Genomic DNA, 24,624 nt, shown 5'->3' with positions numbered 1-24,624 from the left:
CCGATCGCCGTGGCGGGCGGTACGCGCGGGACCGCGCGGGGCTGGGGCTCCGGCGGGCCGCCGGGTCAGGCCGGGCGGCGGGCCTCGTCGACGAGCAGCACGGGGATGCCGTCCCGGACGGGGTACGCGAGACCGCACCCCTCGCCCGTGCACACCAGCTCGGGGGTCTCCGGGGACTGCTCCTCGCGCAGCGGGGCGTGGCACGCCGGGCAGGCGAGGATGTCCAGAAGACCGGCTTCGAGCGGCATGGGGCGTCCCTTCGGGTATGGGTCCAGCCGGACATCGGCCCGGCGTGGTCAGCGTACCGCCGGGCGGGGGCGGGGCGCGGCCGGTGGGGGGCGGAGCCCGGGGACCGGCCCCGGGCTCCGGCAACGGCGTGCGCCCCGCGCGCGGTACCGCCGTCCTTACGGCGACGCCGCGCGCGGTGCCCGCCGTAAGGACGCCGACGGCCGCGGGGTTCCGCGCGCGGGCGGCCGTAAGGGGATCACGAGGACCGCGGGGAGCCGGTCCTCGGCGGGCCGCGCGCGGGACGGCCGGAAGGTTACGCCGACGGCCGTAAGGCTTACGCGCGGACGACGGCCGTAAGGCTTACGCGCGGACGATGGAGAGGACCTCGTCGCGGACCTCGGCCACCCGCTCCGCGTCCCGCGCCTCCACGTTCAGCCGCAGCAGCGGCTCGGTGTTGGAGGGACGGAGGTTGAACCACCAGTCGGCGGCGGTGACCGTAAGGCCGTCGAGTTCATCGAGCTCGACGCCTTCGCGGCCCTCGTACGCCGCCTTGACGGCCTCCATCCGCCCGGTCTGGTCGTCGACGGTGCTGTTGATCTCCCCGGAGGCCGCGTACCGGTCGTACTGCGCGACCAGCTCCGACAGCGGGCCCTTCTGACCGCCGAGCGCGGCCAGGACGTGCAGGGCGGCCAGCATGCCGGTGTCGGCGTTCCAGAAGTCGCGGAAGTAGTAGTGCGCGGAGTGTTCACCGCCGAAGATCGCGCCGGTGCGGGCCATCTCGGCCTTGATGAAGGAGTGGCCCACGCGGGTGCGGACGGGGGCGCCGCCGTTCTCCTTGACGACCTCCGGGACCGACCACGAGGTGATGCAGTTGTGGATGACCGTCCCGCCCGGGTGCTTGCCCAGCTCGCGGGCGGCGACCAGGGCGGTGATGGCGGAAGGGGACACCGGCTCGCCGCGCTCGTCCACGACGAAACAGCGGTCGGCGTCGCCGTCGAAGGCGAGCCCGAGGTCGGCGCCGGTCTCCAGGACCCGGGCCTGCAGATCGACGATGTTCTTCGGGTCGAGCGGGTTGGCCTCGTGGTTGGGGAAGGTGCCGTCCAGCTCGAAGTAGAGGGCGTCGAGCTCGAGCGGGAGCCCCTCGAAGACGGTCGGGACGGTGTGGCCGCCCATGCCGTTGCCCGCGTCCACGACGACCTTCAGCGGCCGGATGGCGGTCAGGTCCACCAGCGAGCGCAGATGGGCGGCGTAGTCGGCGAGGACGTCCCGCTGGGTGATGGTGCCGGCCTCGGCGGCGGGCTCGGGCGCGCCGCTGTCGGCCCATTCCTCGACCAGGGCGCGGATGTCGGCGAGCCCGCTGTCCTGGCCGATGGGGGCGGCGCCCGCGCGGCACATCTTGATGCCGTTGTACTGCGCGGGGTTGTGGCTGGCGGTGAACATCGCGCCGGGCAGGTCGAGATGTCCGCTCGCGAAGTAGAGCTGATCGGTCGAGCACAGCCCGATCTCGGTCACATCCACCCCGAGCGAGGCGGCGCCGCGCGCGAAGGCCCGCGACAGACCGGGTGAGGAGGGGCGCATGTCATGGCCGACGACGATCGCGTCCGCGCCGGTCACCCGGGCGAAGGCGGCGCCGAAGAGTTCCGAGAGCGACTCGTCCCACTGGTCCGGGACCACACCGCGCACGTCGTACGCCTTCACGATCTGCGACAAGTCGGGCACAGCCAACCCCTTCTGGAGGTCCTGGTGAAGATGTCTCGGCGGACGCCTCTGGGGACGTCCCCGCGGACCTCAAAACCTACCCGCAGGACCTGGGCCGGAACTGTGAGCCCCGTCGCGCGGCGTGCTGCCGGGCGCCCCGGGCCGGGTCACGGCGGCAGGGCGTCCCCGGCCGGATCGCGGCGGCATGGCGTGCCGCCGGCGGGCCGCGTCCGGGTCACGGCAGCATCCAGCTCAGCAGGAACGACGACTGCGCGACGACGATCAGGCACATCACCAGCAACAGCGCGAGGCTCCACGGCAGCACCTTACGGAGCAGATCCCCCTCCCGCCCCTTCAGCCCGACCGCCGCGCAGGCGATGGTGAGGTTCTGCGGGGAGATCATCTTGCCGAGCACCCCGCCCGAGCTGTTGGCGGCGGCGAGCAGATCGGGGGAGAGCCCGGACTCATGGGCGGCGGTCACCTGGAGGGCGCCGAAGAGGGCGTTCGCGGAGGTGTCCGAGCCGGAGACGGCGACGCCGAACCAGCCCAGCACCGGGGAGAGGAAGGCCAGCCCGGCCCCGGCGGCCGCGACGAAGTGCCCGATGCTGGCGGCCTGCCCGGAGAGATTCATGACATAGGCGAGCGCGAGCACCGAGGTGACCGTAAGGATCGCATGACGCAGTTCGTGCACCGTGGCCGTCCACTCCCGCACGGCGTCGCGGGCGGTCACCCCCAGCACGGCGACGGTGGCCACCCCGGCCACCAGCACCAGGGTGCCGCCGGTGGCGATCAGCGGCAGCGAGAAGACATTGGCGCCGACCGGCTTTCCGTCGGGCGCCGCGACGTCCAGGAAGGGCCAGTCGAAGGTGCGGGTGGCCTTGGCCAGGAGATCCTTGACCGGGCCTATCTGGGCGATGGAGAAGATCGCCACGATGAGCGCGTACGGCGCGTAGGCGCGCAGCACCTCGGGGCGCGCGTCCTCGCGGTCCAGGTCGTCGCTGCGTACGCCGGTGAGCACGGCGGCGCGCACCGGCTCCTCGGCGGGGCGCCGGGCGGCGGGCATGGCCACCAGCACGGCCGCGCCGACCAGCGCCGCCGCGATGTCGGCGAGCTGGACGGAGAGGTAGTTGGAGACGGTGAACTGGGCGACGGCGAAGGCCACCCCGCAGGCGAGCGCGGGCGCCCAGGTCTCGCGCAGCCCGCGCCGACCGTCCACGAGCGCGACCAGCAGCAGCGGGACGACGAGGGCGAGCAGCGGGGTCTGCCGCCCCACGACGGAGGCGACGGAGTCCAACGGAAGCCCGGTGACCTGAGCCAGCGTCACCACGGGGGTGGCCATGGCGCCGAAGGCGACCGGCGCGGTGTTGGCGACGAGCGCGACGACGGCGGCGCGCACCGGGTCGAAGCCGAGCGCCACGAGCATGACCGAGCAGATCGCCACGGGCGCGCCGAACCCGGCGAGCGCCTCCAGGAGCGCACCGAAGCAGAAGGCGATGACGAGGGCCTGGACGCGGGGGTCGTCCGAGAGCCGGCCGAAGGAGCGGCGCAGCACGTCGAAGTGGTCGGTGCGGACGGTCATCCGGTACACCCACAGGGCGTTGACGACGATCCACATGATGGGGAAGAGACCGAAGAGCGCCCCCTGGACGGCGCTGGAGAGGGCCTGGCCGACGGGCATGCCGTACGGGAGGCAGGCGACGAGTGCGGCGACGACGAGCCCGATGGGGCCCGCGTAGTGGGCGCGCATCCGCACCCCGCCGAGCAGAACGAGGACGGTGACGAGGGGAAGGGCGGCGACGAGGGCGGACAGGGAGAGTGAATCGGCGACGGGGTCCAACTGCTGCACGAACACACGGGCCTCCCGGCATGGGCCATCCCTGGAAGGTCACATCCGTAATGCGGAAACGGAGGACCCTGGGGTGCACGCATGGTCGTGTCCGCGCCAAGTCGCAGTCAATGCTCCGTCAGCAAGTGATCCGAACAAAGGGCCGGAGAGGACCGCGAGACGTTCGCGAGAAGATCGCGGGGGAAGTGCGGGTGATCGCGGGGAACGTCCGGGGTGATCGCGGGGGAAGTGCGGGGAGGAGCCGATCAGGGCTCGGGCGACCGCAGGACCCGCAGATGGCCGCGGCGCGCGACCTCGCGCGGGTCGCCCTCCCGGCCACCGTGCCCGGCCCCGGTCCCGGAGCCTCCCGAGCCGGACGCCGCCCCCGCCGCGCGCTCATGCGGGCGGGCGGCCTCGCGGACCGCGTTGGCCAGCGCCTCCAGATCGTCACCGCTGGGCCGCGTCGGACCGGTGTCGACGGCGAGCCGGACGACCTCCCAGCCGCGCGGGGCGGTCAGCCGCTCCGAGTGCTCCGAGCACAGGTCGTAGCAGTGGGGCTCGGCGTAGGTGGCGAGCGGCCCGAGAACGGCGGTCGAGTCCGCATAGACGTACGTCAGCGTCGCGACGGCGGGGCGGCCGCAGGCGGTGCGCGAACAGCGACGTACAGGGCTCACGACGTTGGACGGTACCGCACTCTTGAGCGGGCCGCGACGACTCTCCACCAGCTCACTCCGCCGTGTCGTCCTGGTTCGCCCCGTGCACCCGAAACGTGAACTTACCGGTTGACCAGCGCGGACTCCCGGCGCGCCGAAAACCGGCGACAACGAATCCGGTCAGCACTCGAACCGAGAGGGATCATCCTGGGCCAGAGAAGCGACGCAAGAGACGTCCGTTTTTGGACCCAAGCATGGCTGGAATGCTCATTTGGCGACATCCGGCACGGCTGTCCGCTAAGCGCACGGGGGGCGGGCGGGTGACGGCTACCCTCGTGAGTGATGACCAGGCCCGTACATTCCCATCAGTCCGAGCCGCGCCCTCGCCGTCGCGACCGCCACGGACGAGGTATGCGCGGCCCTATCGCGCCGCCCCAGGTGCCGCTCTCGGTCAGCCGCGCGGAGTCCTTCGTCGATCTGGTGCAGGACTCGGCCGAGCGGCTGGAGAGACGCTGGCCACAGCTGTCCGGAGTCGACTTCACGGTGCTGGAGGTGCCCACGTCGGGACTCGGCGGCCCGGGGTCGGGCGGGGGCCCGGACGGGCACGGCGGACCGGACGGCTGGGACGGCGAGTCCGTGCCGCTCGGGCGCTTCATCGCGGCCCGCGGCGACGCGCCGGACCGGATCGTGATCTACCGCCGCCCGGTCGAGATCCGGGCGAAGAACCGGGACGAGCGGGCGCTGCTGGTGCACGAGGTCGTGGTCGAGCAGGTGGCGGAGCTGCTGGGGCTGGCCCCGGAGTCCGTGGACCCGCGGTACGGGCAGGAGTAGCCCGCGCGCGGTACGGGCGGGAGTGGTGGGCACGCCGGGTGGCGGGGGCTCCGCCCCTGGACCCGGGGTCTGGGGGCGGAGCCCCCGCCACACGGAGCCCCCGCCACACGGAGCCCCTGCCCCGCGGCGAACGCCTCGTAAGGGGGCAGCCGAGGCTCCAGCCCCGCTCTAGTCGTCGTTGAGCAGGGACAGGTCCTGGCCCGCCTCGGGCACCGCGACCATGCCCCGGTCGTCCGGCAGCGGCTGGATCGTGAACATCGGCACCCCGCCCTGCGGCAGCGCCAGCATCCGCGAGGCGTGCACCGGGCCGCCGGAGAGCCGCTCGACCGTCACCGCGTACGGGCCCTTGCCCGAGGCCGGGCGCGGCGGCTCCAGGGCCTGGGTGGTGCCGCCCTTGACCTCGTAGGTCTTGCTGACCGGGCTGCCGCCGCCGGTGCCCGCGGAGGCGGTGATCCGCACCTTGGCGGTCGCTCCCGGCGCCACCAGGGAGAGCGTCGAGCCCTTGGTGCGGTTGTCGGCCGCGGTGGCGCTGCGCTCGATCGCGCCGGTCGCCGGGATGAACGCCGTCTCCTGGTCGCTCCCCTTGCCCCGGGTCACCTGGAGCCCGGCCACCACCGGTGTGGCCGGACCGTCGCCGCCCTCGGGGGTGAGCAGCAGCGAGCCGGGCTCGCCCTTGGTCACATCGCCCAGGTCGATGGCGGTCGTCATCCCGCTCTTGACGTGCAGTGACTCATGTCCGGCGGGAGTGATCGAGTTGTTCGGCCCGGCCAGCCGCACCTTGAGGTCCGCGTCATCGGCGCCGGGCGCGAAGACGACCAGGCGCGCCGAGGTGGCGTCCTTGGGGATGCCGGGGATCGCCACGCTCGTCGAGGGCACGGCGGAGGCGGGGAGCCAGTCGCTGCCGGCCTTCTGGTCCACGGCCTGTACGGCGGCGCCGAGCCGGCCGGTGCGGGCCGTCACGCGGAGCGAGGCACTGGCCGCCCGCTGGTCGGTGAGGGTCGAGAGCAGGACCGGGACGGTGGAGCGCGGCGGGACCGTGATCGACTCGTCGGTCGAGGGCTGCAGCCGGCCGCTCGGTCCGTAGAGCTTCAGATCCACCTCGGCCGCGGCGTCGTCCGGGTTCGTCAGATGGACGAAGTCCTGACGGTTCTTGTCGGTGCTGACCCCGGGGAACCAGAAGTCCGTGTCGGGCGCCGTGCACGCGGTGCCCAGGATGCCGCGTCCGCTGCCCGCGTCGATCGTGGTGGTCTGCTGGACGGTCCAGCCGGGCGCGAAGCGGCCGTCGGCGGTGCCGATGAGCGCCGGGGCGCCCTCGCTGTCCACGTCGGTGGTGACGGGCTTACCGGGCTCCTTCAGGGGCAGTACGGGCTTACCGCCGCCCGGGGACGCCTGGCCGCCCTTCTCCCCGCCCTTGTCGTCCTTGCCGTTCTTGCCGCCCTTACCGCCGTCATCACCGCCGGGATCCGCCACGTCATCGGCGGGGTTCTGGGCGGGCAGCAGTTCGGCGGTGCCGTCCTTGGCGTCCGCGCCGTCCCGCTTGGGCGTGTACGCGGTGTAGGTGGTGCTGCTCACATCCGAGGAGGAGGGCGTCGGGCACAGCAGCGTCGAGCGCTGCACGGGCAGCCTGGTGGCGGCCTTCGCGGCGGAGTCCGTGTCATCGGAGGAGCCCCCGGTGAGGGCCGCGACGCCGGTGACGGCGGCCAGGGCCGTGGCGGCGCCGATCAGGGACAAGGTGGTGCGGTTCATCGCTGCTGCTCGCTCCCGTCGCGGCGGTCCTCGGGGTCGGCGCCGCCGTACGTCGTATCGCCCTGCGGGGGGTAGCCGCCGTCGGGGTAGGGCTGCTGCTGGTCGTAGCCGTAAGGGTCGGCGTACTGGCCGCCCGCGTACGGGTCCGCCGGGTACTGGCCCTCCTGGAACTGGCCCTCCTGATAGCCGGCCGGATAGCCAGCATCCTGATAGCCGCCCTGGTAGTCACCGGCCGGGTACTGGCCGCCGGGGTACTGACCCGGGTAGCCCTCGCCCTGGTACTGCTCGCCTTGGTACTGCTCCCCCTGGTACTGACCGGCCGGGTACTGGCCGTATCCGGCGTCGGCGTACGTCTGGGCGTCCCACTGCTGCCCGTACTGCTGCTGGTGCGGCACGGCCTGCTGCTGATGCTGCACGGCGGCGTACGGGTCACCGGCGGCCGTCTGGTCGCCGTAAGGGTCGTTCGCCGCTGCCTGGTCGCCGTACGGATCGTTCGCCGCCGCCTGGTCGCCGTAAGGGTCGCCCATGGCGGCCGGCTCGGCGGGCGGCTGCAGCGGCGGCTCGCCCGGCCGCGGGGGGATCTCGTCCGGCCGCGGGGGCATGGCGTCCGCGGCGGCCGGATCCGACTCGGGCCGCCCCTGGGTGGCCTCGGCCTGCACGGCCTGCGCCTCCGCGGCGGCCCGCAGCCGCCGCGCCCGGCGTCCGTCGCCCGCCAGGTCCTCGGCGGTGATGACGGCGGCCGCGGCCTCCGCCTCCGGCAGGTCGTCGTCGACGTTCCGGCGGCGGCCCGGCAGCGCGAGCACCAGCAGCACGACCGCGAGCAGCCCCTGCGCCCACACCCACGCGGTGTGCGTGATGGGCGTGTCGTAGGTGAGGTCCAACCGGCCGCCGGTCGCCGGGAGTCCGAAGCCCTGCGCCCAGCCGTCGACCGTCGTCGCCTTCAGCGGCTTGCCGTCGAGCGTGGCCTGCCAGTCGGGTGCGGACCGGTCGGCGATCCGCAGCACCCGCCCGGCCGCGCCGTCCGGCACCGTGGTGTGCGCCTCGACCGGGCCGGACGCCACATGCACCGGCTTGGCCGCCGCCCCGCCCGCCGGACGGCCCGAGGACTCGGCCGGGACGATGGAGACCCGCGAGACCCGCTGGTCGACCCGCCACAAGACCCCGCCGTGCTCCCGGCTGAGCTGGGTGAGGCCCGGGGTCGCGTTCAGCACCCGCTCCATCTCGGACGGCGCGCCCTTCTGGACGTACACATAGCGCACCGCGTAGCCGCCGAGCTGACGCGTCTGGTCGGCGCCGGAGCCCGCGATCAGATTGGCCACGACACCGTCGAGCCGGGTGTCGGCGCCGCCCGCCGCGGCGAGTTCGCCCTCGCCCAGCCGGGCGCCTGAGCCGCGCACCAGGGCGTAGTCGGCGTGGGCGGTGCTGCTGCCGCCGCCCAGCACCAGGGTGCGGGCCTGGTCCTCGGTGGCGCTCTCGGCCGCCACGAACGCCGGAACCTGCGAGGGGTCGCGCCGCCCCACCGGGCCGTCCGCGCCGCTCACCATCCAGCTGACGGCGGCGTACAGCGGCGCGGCGACCGTGGCGACCGCGATCAGCAGCGCCACCGGCTGGCGCCAGCCGAAGCTCTGCGCCGCGACCCGCTCGCGCGCGTCCTCGGCGCCCACCACACCGGCGGTCAGCAGCGCCAGACCGTAGACGAGGGTCGCGGGCCCGGCCCAGCCGGAGCCGCCCGTGAACGCCGCGAAGAGGAAGCCGGTGAGCGCCACGGCCCACGCGGTGCGCACCACCGTCTGCCGCTCCCCGCGCATCAGGGCGGCGAGGGCGGCCAGCACGAAGCCGAGCAGCAGCAGCGTGCCGCCGCCCTTGGGGCCACCGGGGCTGAGCGCGAGCAGGTCCAGGGCGGACGCCGAGCCGGCGCCACGGTCCAGCCCGGCTTCCTCCAGGAAGCGGGCGGGGTCGGTAAGGAGGTCCAGCGACCAGGGGGCGAGCACGACGAGCGGGGTGACGACCACGGTCAGGAACCGCAGCCCGTATCCCATGAGCTGCTCGGTGCCGCTCTGCCGCTGACGCAGCACGAGCACGCCCGCGCCCAGGAGGAGCGCCATCGGCCAGACGACCGGGGTGAAAGCCATGGTGAACGTGAGCAGCAGCGCGTAGGCCCACGCCGCCCGCCAGCTCGGCAGCCGCGTCCCATTGCTCGTGAACCCGCTCGCGGCGGCCGCGGCCCGGGCCATCAGCGGCAGCAGTATGGCGAGCACGGCGGTGCCCAGCCGCCCGCCCGCGAGCGCCCCGGTCGCGGCCGGGAGGAAGGCGTACGCGACACTCCCCCAGGCACGCAGCAGCCGGGACTCGACCAGCGGCCGGGAGGCGAAGTACGCGATGAACCCGGCCAGCGGCACCGAACAGACCAGCAGCAGGGTCAGCGTGAAGCCCGTGGAGCCCAGGAAGACCGTGCCCAGCGCGGCGAGGGCGGCCAGATACGGCGGCGCGGACTGCGTTCCGCCGGTGCCGACCGGATGCCAGCCGTCCACATAGCTCGACCACAGGTCCGAGACATGAGCGGGCGCGGGCAGCAGGGCGCCGCCCGCGAGCGCGCCCGCGCCGAGCAGATCCCGGCAGGCGACCAGCGAGACCACCAGCAGGACGAGGAAGAGCATCGGCCCGGGCTTGCGCGCGATCCGCTTGAGCCGGGCGAACTGCTCGATCTCCAGGAAGTCGGCGTCATCGCCACCGGGCCCGGACTCGACCGCGCCATGCCGCCCGCCGGAGGAGAGTTCGGGCTCGGAACGGCCGCCTATATTGCTGGCGACCTGCTCCACCGTCGCCCTTACGGTCGCGCCGGGCGGCGGGAACAGCGGCCGCAGCTCGCTCGGCTCCGCCTCGGGGCGGCCTCTGCGCTTGCGCGCGGCGAGGATCCGCCCCGGCCGCAGCAGGATGCCGAAGAGACCGGCGACCTCGTCCAGGGCCTGCCCCGGCACCTTGCCCACGAGATAGGCCAGGGTGCGCAGCAGCGTGCCGAACAGCAGCCGCAGCATCACATAGGGCAGCAGCGCGCCACTGGTGTTGACCAGCAGGGTGTAGACGGCGCCGGCCTTGTCCACGCGATGCGGGTTCGCCACGGAGCGCCCCACGCAGTCGATGGGCCGCCGCTCGCGGGCGGACGCCTCCGCGTGCCGCAGTACCGCGTCCGGAGCGATCAGCACCTGGTGGCCGGCCGCCTGGGCACGCCAGCACAGGTCGACGTCGTCCCGCATTAGGGGCAGCCGGGCGTCGAAACCGCCCAGCTCCTCCCACACATCGCGGCGCACCAGCATGCCCGCGCTGGACACCGACAGCACGGGGCGCACCTGGTCGTGCTGGCCCTGGTCCTGCTCACGCCGCTCCAGACCGGTCCAGCGGCGGCCGCTGCGGGCGATGCTGACGCCGACTTCGAGCAGCTGCCGGCGGTCGTACCAGCCGCGCAGCTTGGGGCCGACGATCGCGGGCTCGCGGTTGGCGGTGAGCTCGGCGTCGACGACCCGCAGCAGCTCGGCCAGCGCGTCGGGCTCGGGTGCGCAGTCGTCGTGCAGCAGCCACAGCCACTGGACGGGTTCGCCGTGCGGCAGCTCCGGCAGGTCGTACGCGTCGTCGCGCCAGGTCCGGTTGACGGGGTCCCAGCCGCTGGGGCGCTTGAGGTAGGTGAGCTCCTCGGGGCCGAGCACCGGCGCCGTACGGACCGCCTCGGCGACGGCCGCGCCGAAGCCGCTGCGGCGCGCCATATGCAGCACCCGCTCGTCGCCGAGGGTCTCGGTGAGCAGCCGGGCGGAGTCGTCGGCGCTGCCGGTGTCGGCCGCGATGACGCTCTGGACGGGGCGCTCCTGGCCGAGCAGACCGGCCAGCGCGTCGGGCAGCCAGCGGGCGCCGTCGTGGGCGACCAGGACGGCGGTGACGACATGACGCGGATAGGCCGGTGTCTGGACCGGTTCTTGAGCGGGCGCAAACGCGGCGTTGGCGGCCGGATATTGGGCCGCCTGGTGGCTGTGCACGGACATCGAGGTACGGGCCCCGGTTCGCTGGACTGCGGTGGACGCGCGCGCCCCCTGGGGGCGTTGGAGCGTCTCGGACGGGGCCCCACACTAACGGCTGTGTATGCGACCGGTCCGCCTCCCGTCACCATGCGGGCGGGGGGCGGACCGGTCGCGGTGGCTCACTCCGCCGTGAACTGTGCGGATATGTCAGCGCGGGTCATACGGTTCCGGCAGGGCTGACGGGGCCGGTGAGTCGGCGGAGCCGACGGGCGCCACGAGTCGGCGCAGCCGACGGGGCCCACGAGTCGGCGGGGCCGACTGCCCGGACAGGACCGACAGGACCGACGGGTCCGGGGAGCCGGACGGGTCCCGCGGCGGGTGTCAGACGGCGGCCTTCTTCAGTCGGCGGCGCTCACGCTCGGACAGACCACCCCAGATGCCGAACCGCTCATCGTTGGCGAGGGCGTACTCGAGGCACTCGGAACGGACCTCACAGGCAAGGCAGACTTTCTTCGCCTCACGGGTGGATCCGCCCTTTTCCGGGAAGAACGATTCGGGATCGGTCTGGGCGCACAGCGCGCGCTCCTGCCAACCGAGCTCCTCGTCCGCCTCTTCGACCAGCAGTTGCTGGAACAACTCGGTCATGTGCGCCCCTCGTCTGTCTTTGCGTCCCCGTGCCTGATGCCGTCGGTGAAGCGGCAGAACGACACGAGTGAAATTACAAGTGTGCCGATCCGGGCCAGTCAAGCCGAGATCTGCTATTGGGCCTCTTATTCACTCTGCGGAACCAAGGCTGCGCGGAAAGTGTTCAAATCGGCCTAAACGCGACACCTTCCCCATCCGACGCCCGAGTTCCCCCCTCTCACGCTCACTGAGGAGGACGCCATCGACGCCGGTCCCGTTGCATCGCACGGGAGATGGGGCGGGGTGGCGCAGAGGTCGTGCGGGGGTCGTGCAGGGGTCGTGCGGGGGTGGTGCGCGTCGATGCGCGTTGATGCGCCGTCTCACCGGTACAACGCGCGCACAAACCTTTCTGCCTCCAGAGCGACCGGATGAGGTGAACCTTGAGCTGAAACGTGAGATCAAGTTGACAGCGGCGCGGCGATCCGGGTCTCCTTGGTCGCATGTCAGTGACCCACGCGCCCCTGCCGACCCGTGACCACGGGTTCCGCTGCGCTGTGCAGGCTCGCTGTCGCTGTTCGAGCTGTTGACGCCCTCCGAGCTCCAGCTTTCTCCGCGTTTCTGCCGCTTCGCCTACGGCGTCTCCTTCTGAGACCCCGTTCGCACCGCACTTCGCGCCCTTACCGCTACCGCGTCCCCACGGCGCACCTCTCCGCGCCCTTCCCGCCGAGGAACCCCCGCCATGAACAGCGACGTCCAGATCGCCGGCGACCCGCTCGCCATCCCGCATCTGCTGCCGCCCGTACCCGCGCACCCCTCCACCGTCTCCGCCTTCGCGGGCCTGGCCCGCACCATCGCGGCCGACCGCGACGGCTGGGCGTCCCTCGTCCAGTACGACGCCACCAGCCGCTGGTACCACCGGCTGCGCACCGGCCCCGGCTACGAGGTGTGGCTGCTCAGCTGGGTGCCCGGACAGGGCAGCGGCGCCCATGACCACGGCCGCTCCTCCGGGGTGCTGACCGTGCTCCAGGGCGAGCTCACCGAGCGGGTGGGAACGCGCGGCGTGCGGCATGCGCTGCGCGCCGGCGCACAGCGCGTCTTCGCGCCCGGTTATGTGCACGACGTCGTCAACGACGCCCTCGAACCGGCCGTCAGCCTGCACATCTACTTCCCCGGGTTGACCGAGATGCCGCTGCACCCCACCCAGAGCGCCGAGTTGTCCGCCCCCACCGCCCCGGTCGCGGCCCCCGGCACGCTGGGCGTCCCGGGCCGCTGAACCGCCCCGAACGCCCGCGATGTCCGGGGCTGCTGCAAGACTGTCTCCCATGCGCATTGTGGTTCTGGCAGGCGGTATCGGCGGCGCCCGTTTCCTTCGCGGTCTGATGTCGGCGGCTCCGGACGCCGACATCACCGTCATCGGGAACACCGGCGACGACATCCACCTCTTCGGCCTCAAGGTCTGTCCCGACCTCGACACCGTGATGTACACCCTCGGCGGTGGCATCCACGAGGAGCAGGGGTGGGGCCGGGCCGACGAGACCTTCACCGTCAAGGAGGAGTTGGCGGCGTACGGGGTGGGGCCCGAGTGGTTCGGCCTCGGCGACCGCGACTTCGCCACGCACATAGTCCGTACGCAGATGATCGGCGCGGGCTATCCGCTGAGCGCCGTCACCGAGGCGCTGTGCGCCCGCTGGCAGCCGGGGGTGCGGCTGCTGCCCATGACGGACGACCGCGTCGAGACCCACGTCCTGATCGACGACCCGGACGCCCCGGGCGGCGTGCACGACCCGGATGCCCCGGGCGGCGCGGGCCGTAAGGCCGTCCACTTCCAGGAGTACTGGGTGCGGCTGCGCGCCTCCGTGCCCGCCCACGCCGTCGTTCCCGTCGGCGCCGACCAGGCCAAGCCGGCGCCCGGCGTCCTGGAGGCCATCGCCGACGCCGACGTCGTCCTCTTCCCGCCGTCCAACCCGGTCGTCAGCGTCGGCACGATCCTCGCCGTGCCCGGTGTGCGCGAGGCCATCGCCGACGCCGGGATCCCGGTCGTGGGCCTGTCCCCCATCGTGGGCGACGCGCCCGTGCGCGGCATGGCCGACAAGGTGCTCGCCGCCGTCGGCGTCGAGTCCACCGCCGCCGCCGTCGCCAAGCACTACGGCTCCGGGCTGCTGGACGGCTGGCTCGTGGACACCGTGGACGCGGGCGCGGTCGATGAGGTCGAGGCCGCCGGGATCCGCTGCCGGGCGATCCCGCTGATGATGACGGACCTCGAGGCCACGGCGGCGATGGCGGCCGAGGCGCTGAAGCTGGCGGAAGAGGTGCGGGGATGAGCGGGTTGCGGGACGGGGCCGGTGGCGGGTCGGGAGACGCGGCGCGGGAGCTGCCGTCGTATCAGGTGTGGGCCCTGCCCGGTATGCCCGAGGTGCGGCCCGGTGACGACCTCGCCAAGCTCATCGCCGACGCCGCCACCTCCGGCGGGCTGCCAGGGCTCGCGCACGGCGATGTGCTGTTGGTCACCTCCAAGATCGTCAGCAAGGCGGAGGGGCGCGTCGTCGAGGCGACCGACCGTGAGGCGGCCATAGACGCCGAGACGGTGCGGGTCGTGGCGCGGCGCGGCCGCACCCGGATCGTCGAGACCCGCCACGGGCTGGTCATGGCCGCCGCCGGGGTCGATGCCTCCAACACCCCTTCCGGCACCGTCCTGTTGCTCCCTGAAGACCCCGACGCCTCGGCGCGGGCGATCCGGGCCGGGCTGCGGGAAGTGCTCGGCGTGGAGGTGGGCGTCATCGTCACCGACACGTTTGGTCGACCGTGGCGGACCGGGGTCACCGACGTCGCCATCGGGGCGGCGGGGGTGCGGGTCCTGGACGATCTGCGCGGCGGCGTCGACGCGTACGGAAACGCGCTGAGCGCGACCATCGTCGCCACCGCGGATGAGTTGGCCGCGGCGGGTGACCTGGTCAAGGGCAAGGCCGAGGGGTTGCCGGTGGCGGTGCTGCGGGGGCTTCCGCAGGTGGTGGCGTTCGAGGGGCTGGATGACGGGTCTGGTGAGCTTGGCGGGTCTGGTGAGCCTGGCGGGTCTGATGGGCTTGGTGGGTCTGATGGGCTTGGTGGGCCGGATGGGCTCAGCGGGTCTGATGGGCAAGGGGTCGATGAAGGTGCGCGGGCTTTGGTGCGCGGTGCCGCGGACGACATGTTCCGGCTGGGCACCTCCGAGGCCGTACGGGAGGCCGTGACGCTGCGCCGTACGGTCCGGGAGTTCACCGACGAGTCGGTGGACGGCGCGGCGGTGCGGCGCGCGGTCGCCGCCGCCGTCACTGCGCCGGCGCCGCACCATACGACGCCGTGGCGCTTCGTCCTGCTGGAGTCGGAGGAGCCGCGGACGCGGCTGCTGGACGCGATGCGGGATGCCTGGATCGCCGACCTGCGGGGGGACGGCTTCTCGGAGGAGAGCATCGCCAAGCGGGTGCGGCGCGGCGATGTGCTGCGCAAGGCGCCGTACCTGGTGGTTCCGTGCCTGGTCGCGGACGGCGCCCACACCTACCCCGACCCGCGGCGGAACACGGCGGAGCGCGAGATGTTCGTGGTCGCGGCGGGCGCCGGGGTGCAGAACCTGCTGGTCGCGCTGGCGGGTGAGGGGCTGGGGTCGGCGTGGGTGTCGTCCACGATGTTCTGCCGCCCTGTGGTGCGTGAGGTACTGGGCCTGCCGGACGACTGGGACCCGATGGGCACGGTCGCGGTGGGCCAGGCGGCCGTTCGGCCGGCGGCGCGGCCGGAGCGGGGGGTCGAGGGGTTCGTGGTGGTGCGGTAGGTAGGGCGCGTCGGGGCGGGTTCTGGGGTTGATCGATGGCGCGGGTGAGTTGAGCGGAGCGGTTGCGCGTGGCGGTTGTGCGTGGCGGTTGTGCGGTGGGGTCGTGTGCGCGGGGGTAGGGGGGCGCGCGTTGTGCGGGGTGGGGGCACGGGTGCGGGAGCGTTTGCTGGGGTGCGCCGCGGGGTTGCCCCGGGGCGGGGGCGCCCTGCGAGTTCCGCTGTGTGCGGGTGCGTGGTGGGGTGCGCCCGGGGTTCGTGGTGGGTGGCGGGTGCGGGGCCTCCGGGGCGGCGCCCTGGACCGTATATTTACGGCGCCATTGGCCGGGGGCGTTGAGTTGGTCGGGGATTGGCGCCACAAATACGCCCCTGGCCTTCGGCATGGGAAACCCCGAGCGTCCAGGACACCACCCCTGCGACCCCGCCCCCTCCCGTCTCGTCGGCGACCGCGCCCCGGTGGCCCCAGGCCCAGGCCCGGGCCTGCGGTCTCGTGGCTTCCCGTTGGTGGCATGGGCCGCCTGCCCGCCCGGCGTTCAGCCCGGGGGCGCTGGCGGGGGTGGGTGCGGCCCCGCTCCCTCCCGCCGTTCCGCGGCTGCCCGTAAATCCAGCCCCTCCGGCGTTTGAGGAGCGGGGTCCGGGGCGGAGCCCCGGCGGGGGTCCAGGGGCACAGGGCGTCCGGTCCGGAACCGGGTGCCGATCCTCGGCGCGCGCGGTGGGTCGTAGGGTGGCGGGGTGTGTGTGAGACGTACCTGGAGCCCTTCAGGGCCCTGCGACCTCGCGCGTAACCTCGGCGTGCTGCAGCGAGGCCCAGGGGATCCCGCGTTTCAGGTCGGCGCGGACGGCGCCTTCTGGCGGGCGAGCCGGACGCCGGCCGGGCCCGGGACCATACGGATCGCGCGCAAGGGTGCGGAGGTCGAGGGCCGGGCCTGGGGGCCGGGAGCGGAGTGGCTGCTGGACGGCCTGCCCGCCCTCCTCGGGGCGGACGACGACCCGTCCGCGTTCGTACCCCGACATCGGCTCGTCCACGAGGCGCACCGCCGCCACCCCGGCCTCCGGCTGATCCGCACCGGGCTGGTCCTGGAATCCCTGATCCCCTCGATCCTGGAGCAGAAGGTCACCGGCGTCGAGGCGTACCGCGCCTGGCGGCTGCTGCTCCAGCGCCATGGCGAGCCCGCGCCCGGTCCGGCCGAGGGGATGCGGATGCGGGTCATGCCCGATCCGCGCACCTGGGCGCTGATCCCGTCGTGGGAGTGGCATCGCGCGGGCGTGGACACCAAGCGTTCCTCGACGATCCTGCGGGCCGTCCGGGTCGCCCGACGGCTGGAGGAGGCCACGTCCATGGACCTCGCCACCGCCTCCGCCCGGCTGCAACTGATCCCGGGTATCGGGCCCTGGACGGCGGCGGAGACCCTGCAGCGCAGCAATGGCACCCCGGACGCGATCACGGTCGGGGATCTGCATCTGCCGCGGATCGTGGGCTACGCGCTCACCGGAGAGCGGGGTGCGGACGATGAGGCGATGCTCGAACTCCTGGCTCCCTACGCGGGGCAGCGCTACCGTGCGACCCGCCTGATCCTTCTGTCGGGCCGTACTCCGCCGCGCCGCGCGCCGCGCTTCGCGGTCAGGGACTTCCGGACGATGTAGGCCCCCCGGGGGGCCTCGGTTCGGGCAGGGGCCCCGGCCCCGCCCCTTCCCACAGCATCAATATGCGGCTTCGCCGCGCGGCACGGGGCCCCGCCCAAGGCCTGGGCCCGGCCGCACACCATGTGCGGGCCGTAGGCGCCTCCGGCGGACAGCCCCCACCCCGCCCCTTCCCGAAACGAGGGGCTCCGCCCCTCGCCCCCCGGCGGGGCTCCGCCCCGGACCCCGCTCCTCAGACGCCGGAGCGGCTGAATTCACGCCCCCGGGCCGAATACGCAACGGACGGGCGCCCTGGGGCCACCGGCGGGTGGCCGCCGACGACCCGCCACCCACCACGCACAGCGGGCACACCCCACCACGCACCCGCACACAGCGGGAACGCGCCCCCGTCACTGGTCGGACGAGAAGCGCACCGCCCCCGCCGGGATGTCCGCGCCGCACCACACCCGTACGCCGTCCCGCAGCTCGTTGTCCGGGCCGACCAGGGCGCCGTCGCCGACCACCGCGCCCTGCAGCACCGTACGGGCGCCGATGCGCGCGCCCGCGCCGACGAGTGAGTCGCGCACCTGGGCGCCCTCCTCCACGACGGCGCCCTCCAGCACCGTGCTGCCGTCGATGCTCGCGCCCGCGCCCACCCGGGCCTGGGGGCCGATGACCGTGCCGCCGGTCAGCTTGGCGTCGCCCGCGACCGACGCGCTGTCCAGGACGAGGCGGTCGCCGCAGCGCCCCGGGACGGCCGGGGAGGGGGCCCGGCCGAGCACCAGGTCCGCGGAGCCGCGGACGAAGGCCTGGGGGGTGCCGAGGTCGAGCCAGTACGTGGAGTCGACCATGCCCTGCAGATGCGCGCCCGCGGCCAGCAGGCCGGGGAAGGTCTCGCGTTCGACGGAGACGGGGCGGCCGGCGGGGATGGTGTCGATGACCGAGCGGTTGAAGACGTACGCGCCCGCGTTGATCTGGTCGGTGACGATCTCCTCGGGGGTCTGCGGCTTCTCCAGGAAAGCGGTGACCCTGCCCTGTCCGTCGGTGGGCACCAGCCCGTACGCGCGGGGGTCGGGGACCCGGGTGAGGTGCAGGGAGACATCGGCGCCCGTCGTGCGGTGGTTGTCGACGAGGGCGCGGATGTCGAGGCCGGTGAGGATGTCGCCGTTGAAGATCAGTACCGGGTCGTCGGGGCCCGAGCGCAGCCGGGAGGCGACGTTGCGGATGGCGCCGCCGGTGCCGAGGGGTTCCTCCTCCGTGACGTATTCCAGGTGCAGACCGAGCGCGGAGCCGTCACCGAAGTACGGCTCGAAGACCTCCGCCAGATAGGAGGTGGCGAGCACGATGTGCTCGACCCCGGCGGCGCGGGCGCGGGCGAGTTGGTGGGTCAGAAACGGAACGCCCGCCGCCGGGACCATCGGCTTGGGAGTGTGCACCGTCATCGGGCGCAACCGGGTTCCCTTGCCGCCGACCAGGAGGATCGCCTCTGGCGATGGCGTTGCTGGCGCAATGGTCACGTAACGTCTCTGCTTCCTGCTGGGGCTCGCCGGTCGGCGGCCAGTGTATGCAGATCCCCGGACCGCGCCTGATCAGCGCCCCTGGAGGCGGGCGGCGGTCTTCCGCACCGAACCGAGCTTCTTGTAGAGGTCCTTGCCGGGGCACTCGGTGGCGAAGCCGTCGCGGTGACCCGCGATCACATGGAGCTTTACGTTGGCACCCTTTTTGTACTTGTTGCCGCCGCCGGACACCAGATGCGTGGTGCCACGCGGATTTCGCTTGAAGAGACCCAGTTTCCACGCGGTGAGCTTGGCGATGGCCTTCACGGCCTTTGCCGGGGGCTTCTTGGCGGAGAAAGTACCGAGGACGGCGACGCCCATGCTGTTGGTGTTGAAGCCCAGCGTGTGCGCTCCGCGTACGGCTTTGGCCACACCGCCGGAGCGGCCTTCGTAGATTTTTCCGCACTTGTCGATGGTGAAGTTGTAGCCGTAATCGCGCCATCCCAGGCTCTTCACGTGGTAGCGGTAGATACTGCGCAAAACGGAGGGCGCCTGGGAGCAGCTGTACTTATTGCCCGTCACGGTGTGGTGGATGAAGGCGACCTTCACGGTCTTGCTGTAGACGTGGCCCGTTTCACGGATCTTCTCGTCGGCACCCCAGCCCGCGCGGGTGACGATGCTGGGCCGCGGCGCGCTGTAGCGGGCGGCGTTCGCCTTGGTCGCCTCCTCGGCGAGGACGTCGGGCGGCGGGGTGGAGGGAATGGCGTGGGTGGCGGGGGTGGGGGGGTACGGCAGTGGCTTGGCGGATGACCCGGAGGGCCTGGGGGACGCCGGCTTCGCGGACCATCTGGAGGGCCAGGGCGGCTTGACGGAGGGCCTGGAGGGTCTGGAGGGCCTGGGCGACGGCCTCGCGGACCACCTCGCGGGCCCGGAGGGCTCCCAGGCCGGCTTCCCGGACGACCCCGCCGAGGGCCTCACCGATGGCCTCGCGCCCGGCGCGGCGCCCTCCGCCGTCGGCACCGGATGCGCCGGGAGGGCGCTCAGTACGGCCCGGTCCGGGGGCGGCGGCGCCGGGGCCGCGCCGGGGTCGATCAGCTCCAGCCGCAGCCCGGACGGCAGAGCCGCCGCCCGGGCATCCGCGCCAGCACCCCCGTCCACATCCGCACTCGCGCCCGCGTCCGCACCGGCACCCCCGCCGCCGTCCGCACCGGCACCCCCGTCCACGGCAGTGCCCCCACCCCCGTCCACGGCAGTGCCCCCACCCCCGTCCACCACCGCCGCCCCTTCCGGCCGCACCCGCGCCTGGACGCCGTCCGAGTCGCCGACCCACAGCGGCGCCGTGCCGCCGTGGGCCCGTGCGCCGCGGAGTTCGGGCGAGTCGGGGTCGGGGGCCTCGTCCCCGTACGGCAGCAGTTCGCGCCATGGGGACCACGCGCCGCCGACCGCACGGGTGCGGACCTGTACCCGGCCGCGGAGGTCGGCGGAGGGCCGGTCCCAGACGACGCCGACGAGCGAGAACGGCCGCACGCGCGGCGCGGTGACCCCCCGGTCGGCCGGGGCCGGGGCCGGGGGGTCGCCGGGTGCGGTCACACCCCGGTCGAGCCCGTCCGCCGCGAGCGGAAGAAACGGCAGCGATTGTGTGGAGCCGGGTGCGGCGATCCGCTCGGCCCGGGCGTGGGCGGGGCCGGGGTAGACGGCGAGGGGCAGGGCGAGGGCGGCGGTGCACGCGACGCCGATCGAGGATGCCAGGTATGCACGCATGATTGAAATCGTCTACATAAGGGGACAAACCTGTCCATTCGGAAGAGCGGACACGTCGCGGACCGTTCACTGAGCCGAGCCCCACCGACCCCGTCCGCGCCGCATCTTCGGCGCGTAGTCTTGCGCGCGTGAACGCCACCGATCGCACCCCCGCCGACCTGCTGGGATCCGCGCTCGCCGCGGACCCGCCCCGCCCGCTCGTAACCTTCTACGACGATGCCACGGGCGAACGCGTCGAACTCTCCGTGGCCACCTTCGCCAATTGGGTGGCGAAGACCGCCAATCTGCTCCAGGACGATCTGGCCGCCGCGCCGGGCGACCGATGCGCACTGCTGCTGCCCGCCCACTGGCAGACCGCCGTGTGGCTGGTGGCCTGTTCCTCGGTCGGGGTCCTCGTGGACATCGGGGGCGACCCGGCCTCCGCCGATCTCGTCGTCAGCGGCCCGGACACCCTCAAGGAGGCACGCGAGTGCTCCGGTGAGCGGGTGGCGCTGTCGCTGCAGCCGCTGGGCGGCCGGTTCCCCCAGCTGCCGGAGGGGTTCGCGGACTACGCCGTGGAGGTGCCCAGCCAGGGCGACCGCTTCGCCCCGTACTCCCCCGTGGACCCGGAGGCGCCCGCGCTGACCGTCGGCGGTGTGGAGCTGACGAGCGCGGAGGTGGTGGAGCGGGCGCACGCCGACGCCGCCGCGCAGGGGCTCGGGCCCGGTTCCCGAATCCTCTCCGGGCTTCCGTACGACAGCTGGGAGGGACTGTCGTACGGGCTGTACGCACCGCTGGCCACCGGCGGTTCGGTGGTGCTCTGCCGCCATCTGGACCGGCTGGACGAGAAGGGGCTGGCCGGGCGCATGGAGAGCGAGCGCGTCACCGCCACCACGCCCTGAGGCCACGGCCGCAGCCACAGCGCCTCCACCTGGGACCGACCACCCCACCCCGAGACTTCCCCCGAGACCACCCCACCCCGAAACCACGCCGAGACCGCCCCGAGCCGCCGTAACCGCCCCACCCCCAGACCCAGAACCCACCCCCTTCCCACCCCTGACCCGTCCGGCGGACCGCGGGCCGAGTCCACGGGCCGTGCCGCCCACCCCGCGCGATGATCGACGGATACGTACAACCATGTACGGGCTTCGCATGTCTGTTCCGTTAATCGGTATCCGGTCAATCGGTATCCCGGTGATCGGTACCCGGTAATCGGTATCCCGGCATGCGATGCCGCTCCGCCCCCGGGCGGAAGACGGGTGGGAGGACGCGGACGTGACGACCGACAGCTCTGAGCCTGCGCCGAGACGCAGGCGCCGCTGGCCGCGTGTTCTCGCGCTGGGCGTGGCCATGCTGGTGCTGTCGGTCGCCGGGGTGGGGTGGTGGTTCTACGAGCGCCTCGACGGCAATATCCGCACCGATACCCGGACCGCGGACGAGCTGAGGAAGTACGAGGCCGAGCGGCCGGTGTCGGTGGTGCGGGACGCGCAGAACATCCTGCTGATCGGCTCCGATAACCGGGGTGGCAAGGGCAACGGCAAGTACGGCAGGGACACCGGCACCCAGCGCTCGGACACCACGATCCTGCTGCATCTGCAGGCCGGCGGAAAGAGCGCCACCGCCGTCTCCATCCCCCGCGATCTGATGGTGGACATCCCGGCCTGCGACCGGCCGGACGGAAAGCGGACCCAGGCCCGGTTCGCCCAGTTCAACTCGGCGTTCGAGGCCGGTGGCGCGGCCTGTTCGATCCGCACCGTCGAGAAGCTGACCGGGATCCGCGTCGACCACCATCTGATCGTGGACTTCAGCGGCTTCAAGCGGCTGGTGAACGCGGTCGGCGGGGTGGAGATGTGCCTGAAGGAGCCCGTGGACGACGATGAGGCGCATCTGAAGCTGCCCGCGGGCCGTCAGGTCCTCCACGGGGAGCAGGCGCTGGGCTATGTGCGCGCCCGGTACAGCATCGGCGACGGCAGCGACACGGAGCGTATCGGCCGGCAACAGGAGTTCATGGGCTCGCTTGTGAAGAAAGTGCAGAGCAATGGTGTGCTGCTCAATCCTGCGAAGCTGTACCCGGTGCTCAACGCGGCGACGTCCTCGCTGACCACGGATCCGGGGCTGGATTCGCTCAAGGATCTGTACGCGCTGGTGCGCGGGGTGCGGGACATCCCGCGGGAGAAGATCCGGTTCCTCACGATTCCGCGGCAGCCCTACACGTACAACAAGAACCGGGATGAGCTCGTCCAGCCCGACGCCGACCGCCTGTTCCGGCAGTTGCGGCTGGATCGTCCGGTGCCGGTGGCCCACACCGTCACCGCCTCGACGGGCGGCGACCAGAAGGCCGGCGACCTCAGCCCGTACCAAGGGACGACGGCCGCGCGAGGCATCTGCGAGTAAAAGCACGTTAAGGGCGGGCCACGAATCGTGAAGGATGAGATAAGGATTGAGCAGATTGCCCAGTTGTAGGGAAGTGGAATTTGTCACCGGCGTCGCTTGACGCTGATCCGGGCGGATAGTGTGAGCGATCCGGTGCGCTCTACGAGGTGGCCGCGCACTGCACGAAGACAGATGGAGCGCCTTGAGGGGGAGGCGCCGCGTGGCACCGACGGAGGACACAAACGACCGTGGACGCGCAAGGCCCTGGCGGGGCGGGTGACTTCGACCCAGCCGATCAGTGGGTGTTCGACCCGAATACGGGCAATTACGAGCTGCGGCTGAACCCCGCCGAGACATCGGAGGACACCACCGAGCTGCGACGGGTCACCAGATCGTCGAGCGGTGACGGCGCCGCCGACTCCGAGCCGAGGGGGCGCCGGCGCGCGGCCAGACGGGAGTCGGAGAAGGAGAAGGAGACCGGCCCGGTCAGCCGTCGCAAGCCGAAGCCGAAGAAGTCGAAGACGAAGAAGGCGCTCTACTGGGGCAGCGGCACCCTGGCCTTCCTGCTGGTGGGCGGTTCGGCCGCGGCGTACTTCGTCTATCAGCACCTCAACAACAACATCAGCAAGGTCGACGTCGGCGAGAACAACGCCGCGGTCTCCGACGGCCCGATGAACATCCTCCTCATCGGCACCGACCGGCGCGACGGCAAGGGCAACGAGGGGTACGGCGACGCGGGGAGCGTCGGTCACGCCGACACCACGCTGCTCTTCCATGTCTCCGAGGACCGGTCCAACGCGACCGTGCTGTCCATCCCGCGCGACATGATCACCGACATCCCGAACTGCCGTACGAAGCAGAAGGACGGCTCCTTCAAGAGCATTCCGGGCGAGTCGGAGGTGCGCTTCAACACCAGTCTGGGCCAGGAGGGGCGCGACCCCGGCTGCACCTGGCAGACGGTCGAGAAGCTCACCGGGCTGCAGATCGACCACTTCATGATGGCCGACTTCAACGCGGTCAAGGAGATGTCCTCGGCGGTCGGCGGGGTCGAGGTGTGTCTCGCCAAGGACGTCAACGACCCCAAGTCGCATCTGAACCTCAAGAAGGGCCGCCACACGATCAAGGGCGAGGAGGCGCTGGCGTTCGTCCGGACCCGGCACACCGTCGGCTTCGGCGGCGACCTGGACCGCATCAAGCTCCAGCAGCAGTTCCTGAGCTCGCTGATGCGCAAGATGAAGGACAGCGGAACGCTCACCAGCCCGGGCAAGATGTGGGACCTGGCCCAGACCGCCACCAAGGCGCTCACCGTGGACACCGGGATCGGCACCGTCAACAAGCTGGCCTCACTGGGGAAGAACCTGAGCAAGGTCGACCTCAAGAACGTCACCTTCGCGACCGTCCCGGTCGTCGACAACACCGACGGCGCGACCGTGCTGCTCGACAAGACCAAGGCCGAGCCGCTGTTCTCCATGGTCCGTCAGGACGTCTCCCTGACCGAGGTCAAGAAGAAGGAGAAGGCGGCCAAGGACGAGCAGGCGGCGCGGCTGAAGGGGCCGAAGTCCGACCCCGCCGAGGTCCGGGTCAAGGTGCTCAACGGCAGTGGGCAGTTCGGCGCCGCCCAGGAGACCGTCGACTGGATGCAGAACACCGAGGGGATGCTCCTCACCAGCAACGGCGGAAACGCTCCGTCAGAGCTGAAGAAGACGACGCTGGAGTACGCTCCCAACCAGGCCGACCAGGCGCGTCGGCTGGCCGACAGCATGGGGCTGCCCGCCTCCGCCATGAAGGAAGGCACCAAGGACGCCGAACCGAAGGCGGAGATGAACCTGACGCTGGGCGCGGACTTCAAGGGCGCCGGCACACCGATCTCCGCTCCGACGCAGGCGCCGAAGGACATTCAGAGGGTCGAGGCCGACGACAAGAACGTCTGCGCCAAGTGACCGTCGTCGGCCGGCGGACCCCTCGCGTCCATCGGGGTCCTGCGG

General features: G+C 72.6%; 17 protein-coding genes. 8 read left to right on the top strand and 9 right to left on the bottom strand.

Annotated elements, in window-relative coordinates:
• Positions 1-65 precede the first annotated feature (65 nt).
• The 4 genes from J8403_RS25760 to J8403_RS25745 form a co-directional block, all read right to left on the bottom strand.
• Positions 66-248 (bottom strand): Trm112 family protein, encoded by a 183-nt coding sequence (locus tag J8403_RS25760; protein ID WP_078641824.1) that lies wholly within the window; start codon positions 246-248, stop codon positions 66-68.
• 340 nt (positions 249-588) lie between these two features.
• The gene (locus J8403_RS25755) at positions 589-1,947 is read right to left on the bottom strand and encodes a phosphomannomutase/phosphoglucomutase (RefSeq protein ID WP_211125233.1); all 1,359 of its coding nucleotides are present in this window, start codon (positions 1,945-1,947) and stop codon (positions 589-591) included.
• Between the two features lie 214 nt (positions 1,948-2,161).
• Positions 2,162-3,778 carry an L-lactate permease gene (locus J8403_RS25750; RefSeq protein WP_211125232.1) on the bottom strand — a complete coding sequence of 539 codons (1,617 nt, stop codon included), beginning with the start codon at positions 3,776-3,778 and terminating at the stop codon, positions 2,162-2,164.
• Between the two features lie 239 nt (positions 3,779-4,017).
• Positions 4,018-4,473, bottom strand: coding sequence for a DUF3499 domain-containing protein (locus J8403_RS25745; RefSeq protein WP_211125231.1), 456 nt, complete (start codon positions 4,471-4,473; stop codon positions 4,018-4,020).
• 342 nt (positions 4,474-4,815) lie between these two features.
• Here J8403_RS25745 and J8403_RS25740 point away from each other — a divergent pair, with 342 nt between their 5' ends.
• A complete protein-coding gene (locus J8403_RS25740) occupies positions 4,816-5,235 on the top strand; it encodes a metallopeptidase family protein (RefSeq protein ID WP_211125230.1) in 420 nt (139 codons plus the stop codon).
• A 168-nt stretch (positions 5,236-5,403) separates the two neighbouring features.
• On the opposite strand, the gene J8403_RS25735 is transcribed toward J8403_RS25740, so the two are convergent.
• The 3 genes from J8403_RS25735 to J8403_RS25725 form a co-directional block, all read right to left on the bottom strand.
• Positions 5,404-6,981: a DUF5719 family protein gene (locus J8403_RS25735; protein ID WP_211125229.1), complete on the bottom strand. Its 1,578-nt coding sequence runs from the start codon at positions 6,979-6,981 to the stop codon at positions 5,404-5,406.
• The gene (locus J8403_RS25730; protein WP_211125228.1) at positions 6,978-11,012 is read right to left on the bottom strand and encodes a glycosyltransferase; all 4,035 of its coding nucleotides are present in this window, start codon (positions 11,010-11,012) and stop codon (positions 6,978-6,980) included. The genes J8403_RS25735 and J8403_RS25730 overlap by 4 nt, the downstream gene beginning before the upstream one ends.
• A 357-nt stretch (positions 11,013-11,369) precedes the next feature.
• Positions 11,370-11,633 (bottom strand): WhiB family transcriptional regulator, encoded by a 264-nt coding sequence (locus J8403_RS25725; protein ID WP_004952403.1) that lies wholly within the window; start codon positions 11,631-11,633, stop codon positions 11,370-11,372.
• A gap of 718 nt (positions 11,634-12,351) precedes the next feature.
• On the opposite strand from J8403_RS25725, the gene J8403_RS25720 reads away from it, so the two are divergent.
• The 4 genes from J8403_RS25720 to J8403_RS25705 all read left to right on the top strand — a co-directional run bounded on the left by J8403_RS25720 (position 12,352) and on the right by J8403_RS25705 (position 17,054).
• A complete protein-coding gene (locus J8403_RS25720) occupies positions 12,352-12,885 on the top strand; it encodes a cysteine dioxygenase (protein ID WP_137966063.1) in 534 nt (177 codons plus the stop codon).
• 49 nt (positions 12,886-12,934) lie between these two features.
• Positions 12,935-13,933: a 2-phospho-L-lactate transferase gene (cofD, locus tag J8403_RS25715; protein ID WP_211125227.1), complete on the top strand. Its 999-nt coding sequence runs from the start codon at positions 12,935-12,937 to the stop codon at positions 13,931-13,933.
• Entirely contained in the window at positions 13,930-15,414 is a 1,485-nt protein-coding gene (locus J8403_RS25710; RefSeq protein ID WP_211125226.1) for a coenzyme F420-0:L-glutamate ligase, read from the top strand. Before cofD ends, J8403_RS25710 begins: the two co-directional genes overlap by 4 nt.
• Before the next feature lie 728 nt (positions 15,415-16,142).
• Positions 16,143-17,054, top strand: a complete 912-nt coding sequence (locus J8403_RS25705) for a DNA-3-methyladenine glycosylase family protein (protein WP_211125225.1) — start codon at positions 16,143-16,145, stop codon at positions 17,052-17,054.
• A 386-nt stretch (positions 17,055-17,440) separates the two neighbouring features.
• Here the strand turns inward: J8403_RS25705 and manB are convergent, their stop codons facing one another.
• Together manB and J8403_RS25695 are read right to left on the bottom strand one after the other, a co-directional pair.
• Positions 17,441-18,547, bottom strand: coding sequence for a mannose-1-phosphate guanylyltransferase (gene manB / locus J8403_RS25700; RefSeq protein ID WP_211125224.1), 1,107 nt, complete (start codon positions 18,545-18,547; stop codon positions 17,441-17,443).
• Between the two features lie 72 nt (positions 18,548-18,619).
• Positions 18,620-20,287: a peptidoglycan recognition protein family protein gene (locus J8403_RS25695; protein WP_211125223.1), complete on the bottom strand. Its 1,668-nt coding sequence runs from the start codon at positions 20,285-20,287 to the stop codon at positions 18,620-18,622.
• A gap of 128 nt (positions 20,288-20,415) precedes the next feature.
• Between J8403_RS25695 and J8403_RS25690 the strand changes: the two genes are divergently transcribed.
• From J8403_RS25690 to J8403_RS25680, 3 genes are all read left to right on the top strand, one after another.
• Complete coding sequence (locus tag J8403_RS25690) at positions 20,416-21,168, top strand: TIGR03089 family protein (protein ID WP_211125222.1); 753 nt, start codon at positions 20,416-20,418, stop codon at positions 21,166-21,168.
• Positions 21,169-21,541: 373 nt separating this feature from the next.
• Positions 21,542-22,660 carry an LCP family protein gene (locus tag J8403_RS25685; protein WP_211125221.1) on the top strand — a complete coding sequence of 373 codons (1,119 nt, stop codon included), beginning with the start codon at positions 21,542-21,544 and terminating at the stop codon, positions 22,658-22,660.
• 227 nt (positions 22,661-22,887) lie between these two features.
• Positions 22,888-24,579 carry an LCP family protein gene (locus J8403_RS25680; RefSeq protein ID WP_211125220.1) on the top strand — a complete coding sequence of 564 codons (1,692 nt, stop codon included), beginning with the start codon at positions 22,888-22,890 and terminating at the stop codon, positions 24,577-24,579.
• The last annotated feature ends 45 nt before the right edge of the window (positions 24,580-24,624 follow it).

The sequence above is a fragment of the Streptomyces yatensis genome (assembly GCF_018069625.1).
Taxonomy (GTDB): Bacteria; Actinomycetota; Actinomycetes; order Streptomycetales; family Streptomycetaceae; genus Streptomyces; species Streptomyces yatensis.
This window is presented reverse-complemented; position numbering and strand designations above follow the sequence as displayed.

Coding starts and splice junctions, on each gene's coding strand:
- J8403_RS25735 (WP_211125229.1), bottom strand. CDS start 6,981: ATGAACCGCACCACCTTGTCCCTGATCGGCGCCGCCACGGCCCTGGCC.
- J8403_RS25730 (WP_211125228.1), bottom strand. CDS start 11,012: ATGTCCGTGCACAGCCACCAGGCGGCCCAATATCCGGCCGCCAACGCC.
- cofD (WP_211125227.1), top strand. CDS start 12,935: ATGCGCATTGTGGTTCTGGCAGGCGGTATCGGCGGCGCCCGTTTCCTT.
- J8403_RS25695 (WP_211125223.1), bottom strand. CDS start 20,287: ATGCGTGCATACCTGGCATCCTCGATCGGCGTCGCGTGCACCGCCGCC.
- J8403_RS25740 (WP_211125230.1), top strand. CDS start 4,816: ATGCGCGGCCCTATCGCGCCGCCCCAGGTGCCGCTCTCGGTCAGCCGC.
- J8403_RS25720 (WP_137966063.1), top strand. CDS start 12,352: ATGAACAGCGACGTCCAGATCGCCGGCGACCCGCTCGCCATCCCGCAT.
- J8403_RS25710 (WP_211125226.1), top strand. CDS start 13,930: ATGAGCGGGTTGCGGGACGGGGCCGGTGGCGGGTCGGGAGACGCGGCG.
- J8403_RS25760 (WP_078641824.1), bottom strand. CDS start 248: ATGCCGCTCGAAGCCGGTCTTCTGGACATCCTCGCCTGCCCGGCGTGC.
- J8403_RS25725 (WP_004952403.1), bottom strand. CDS start 11,633: ATGACCGAGTTGTTCCAGCAACTGCTGGTCGAAGAGGCGGACGAGGAG.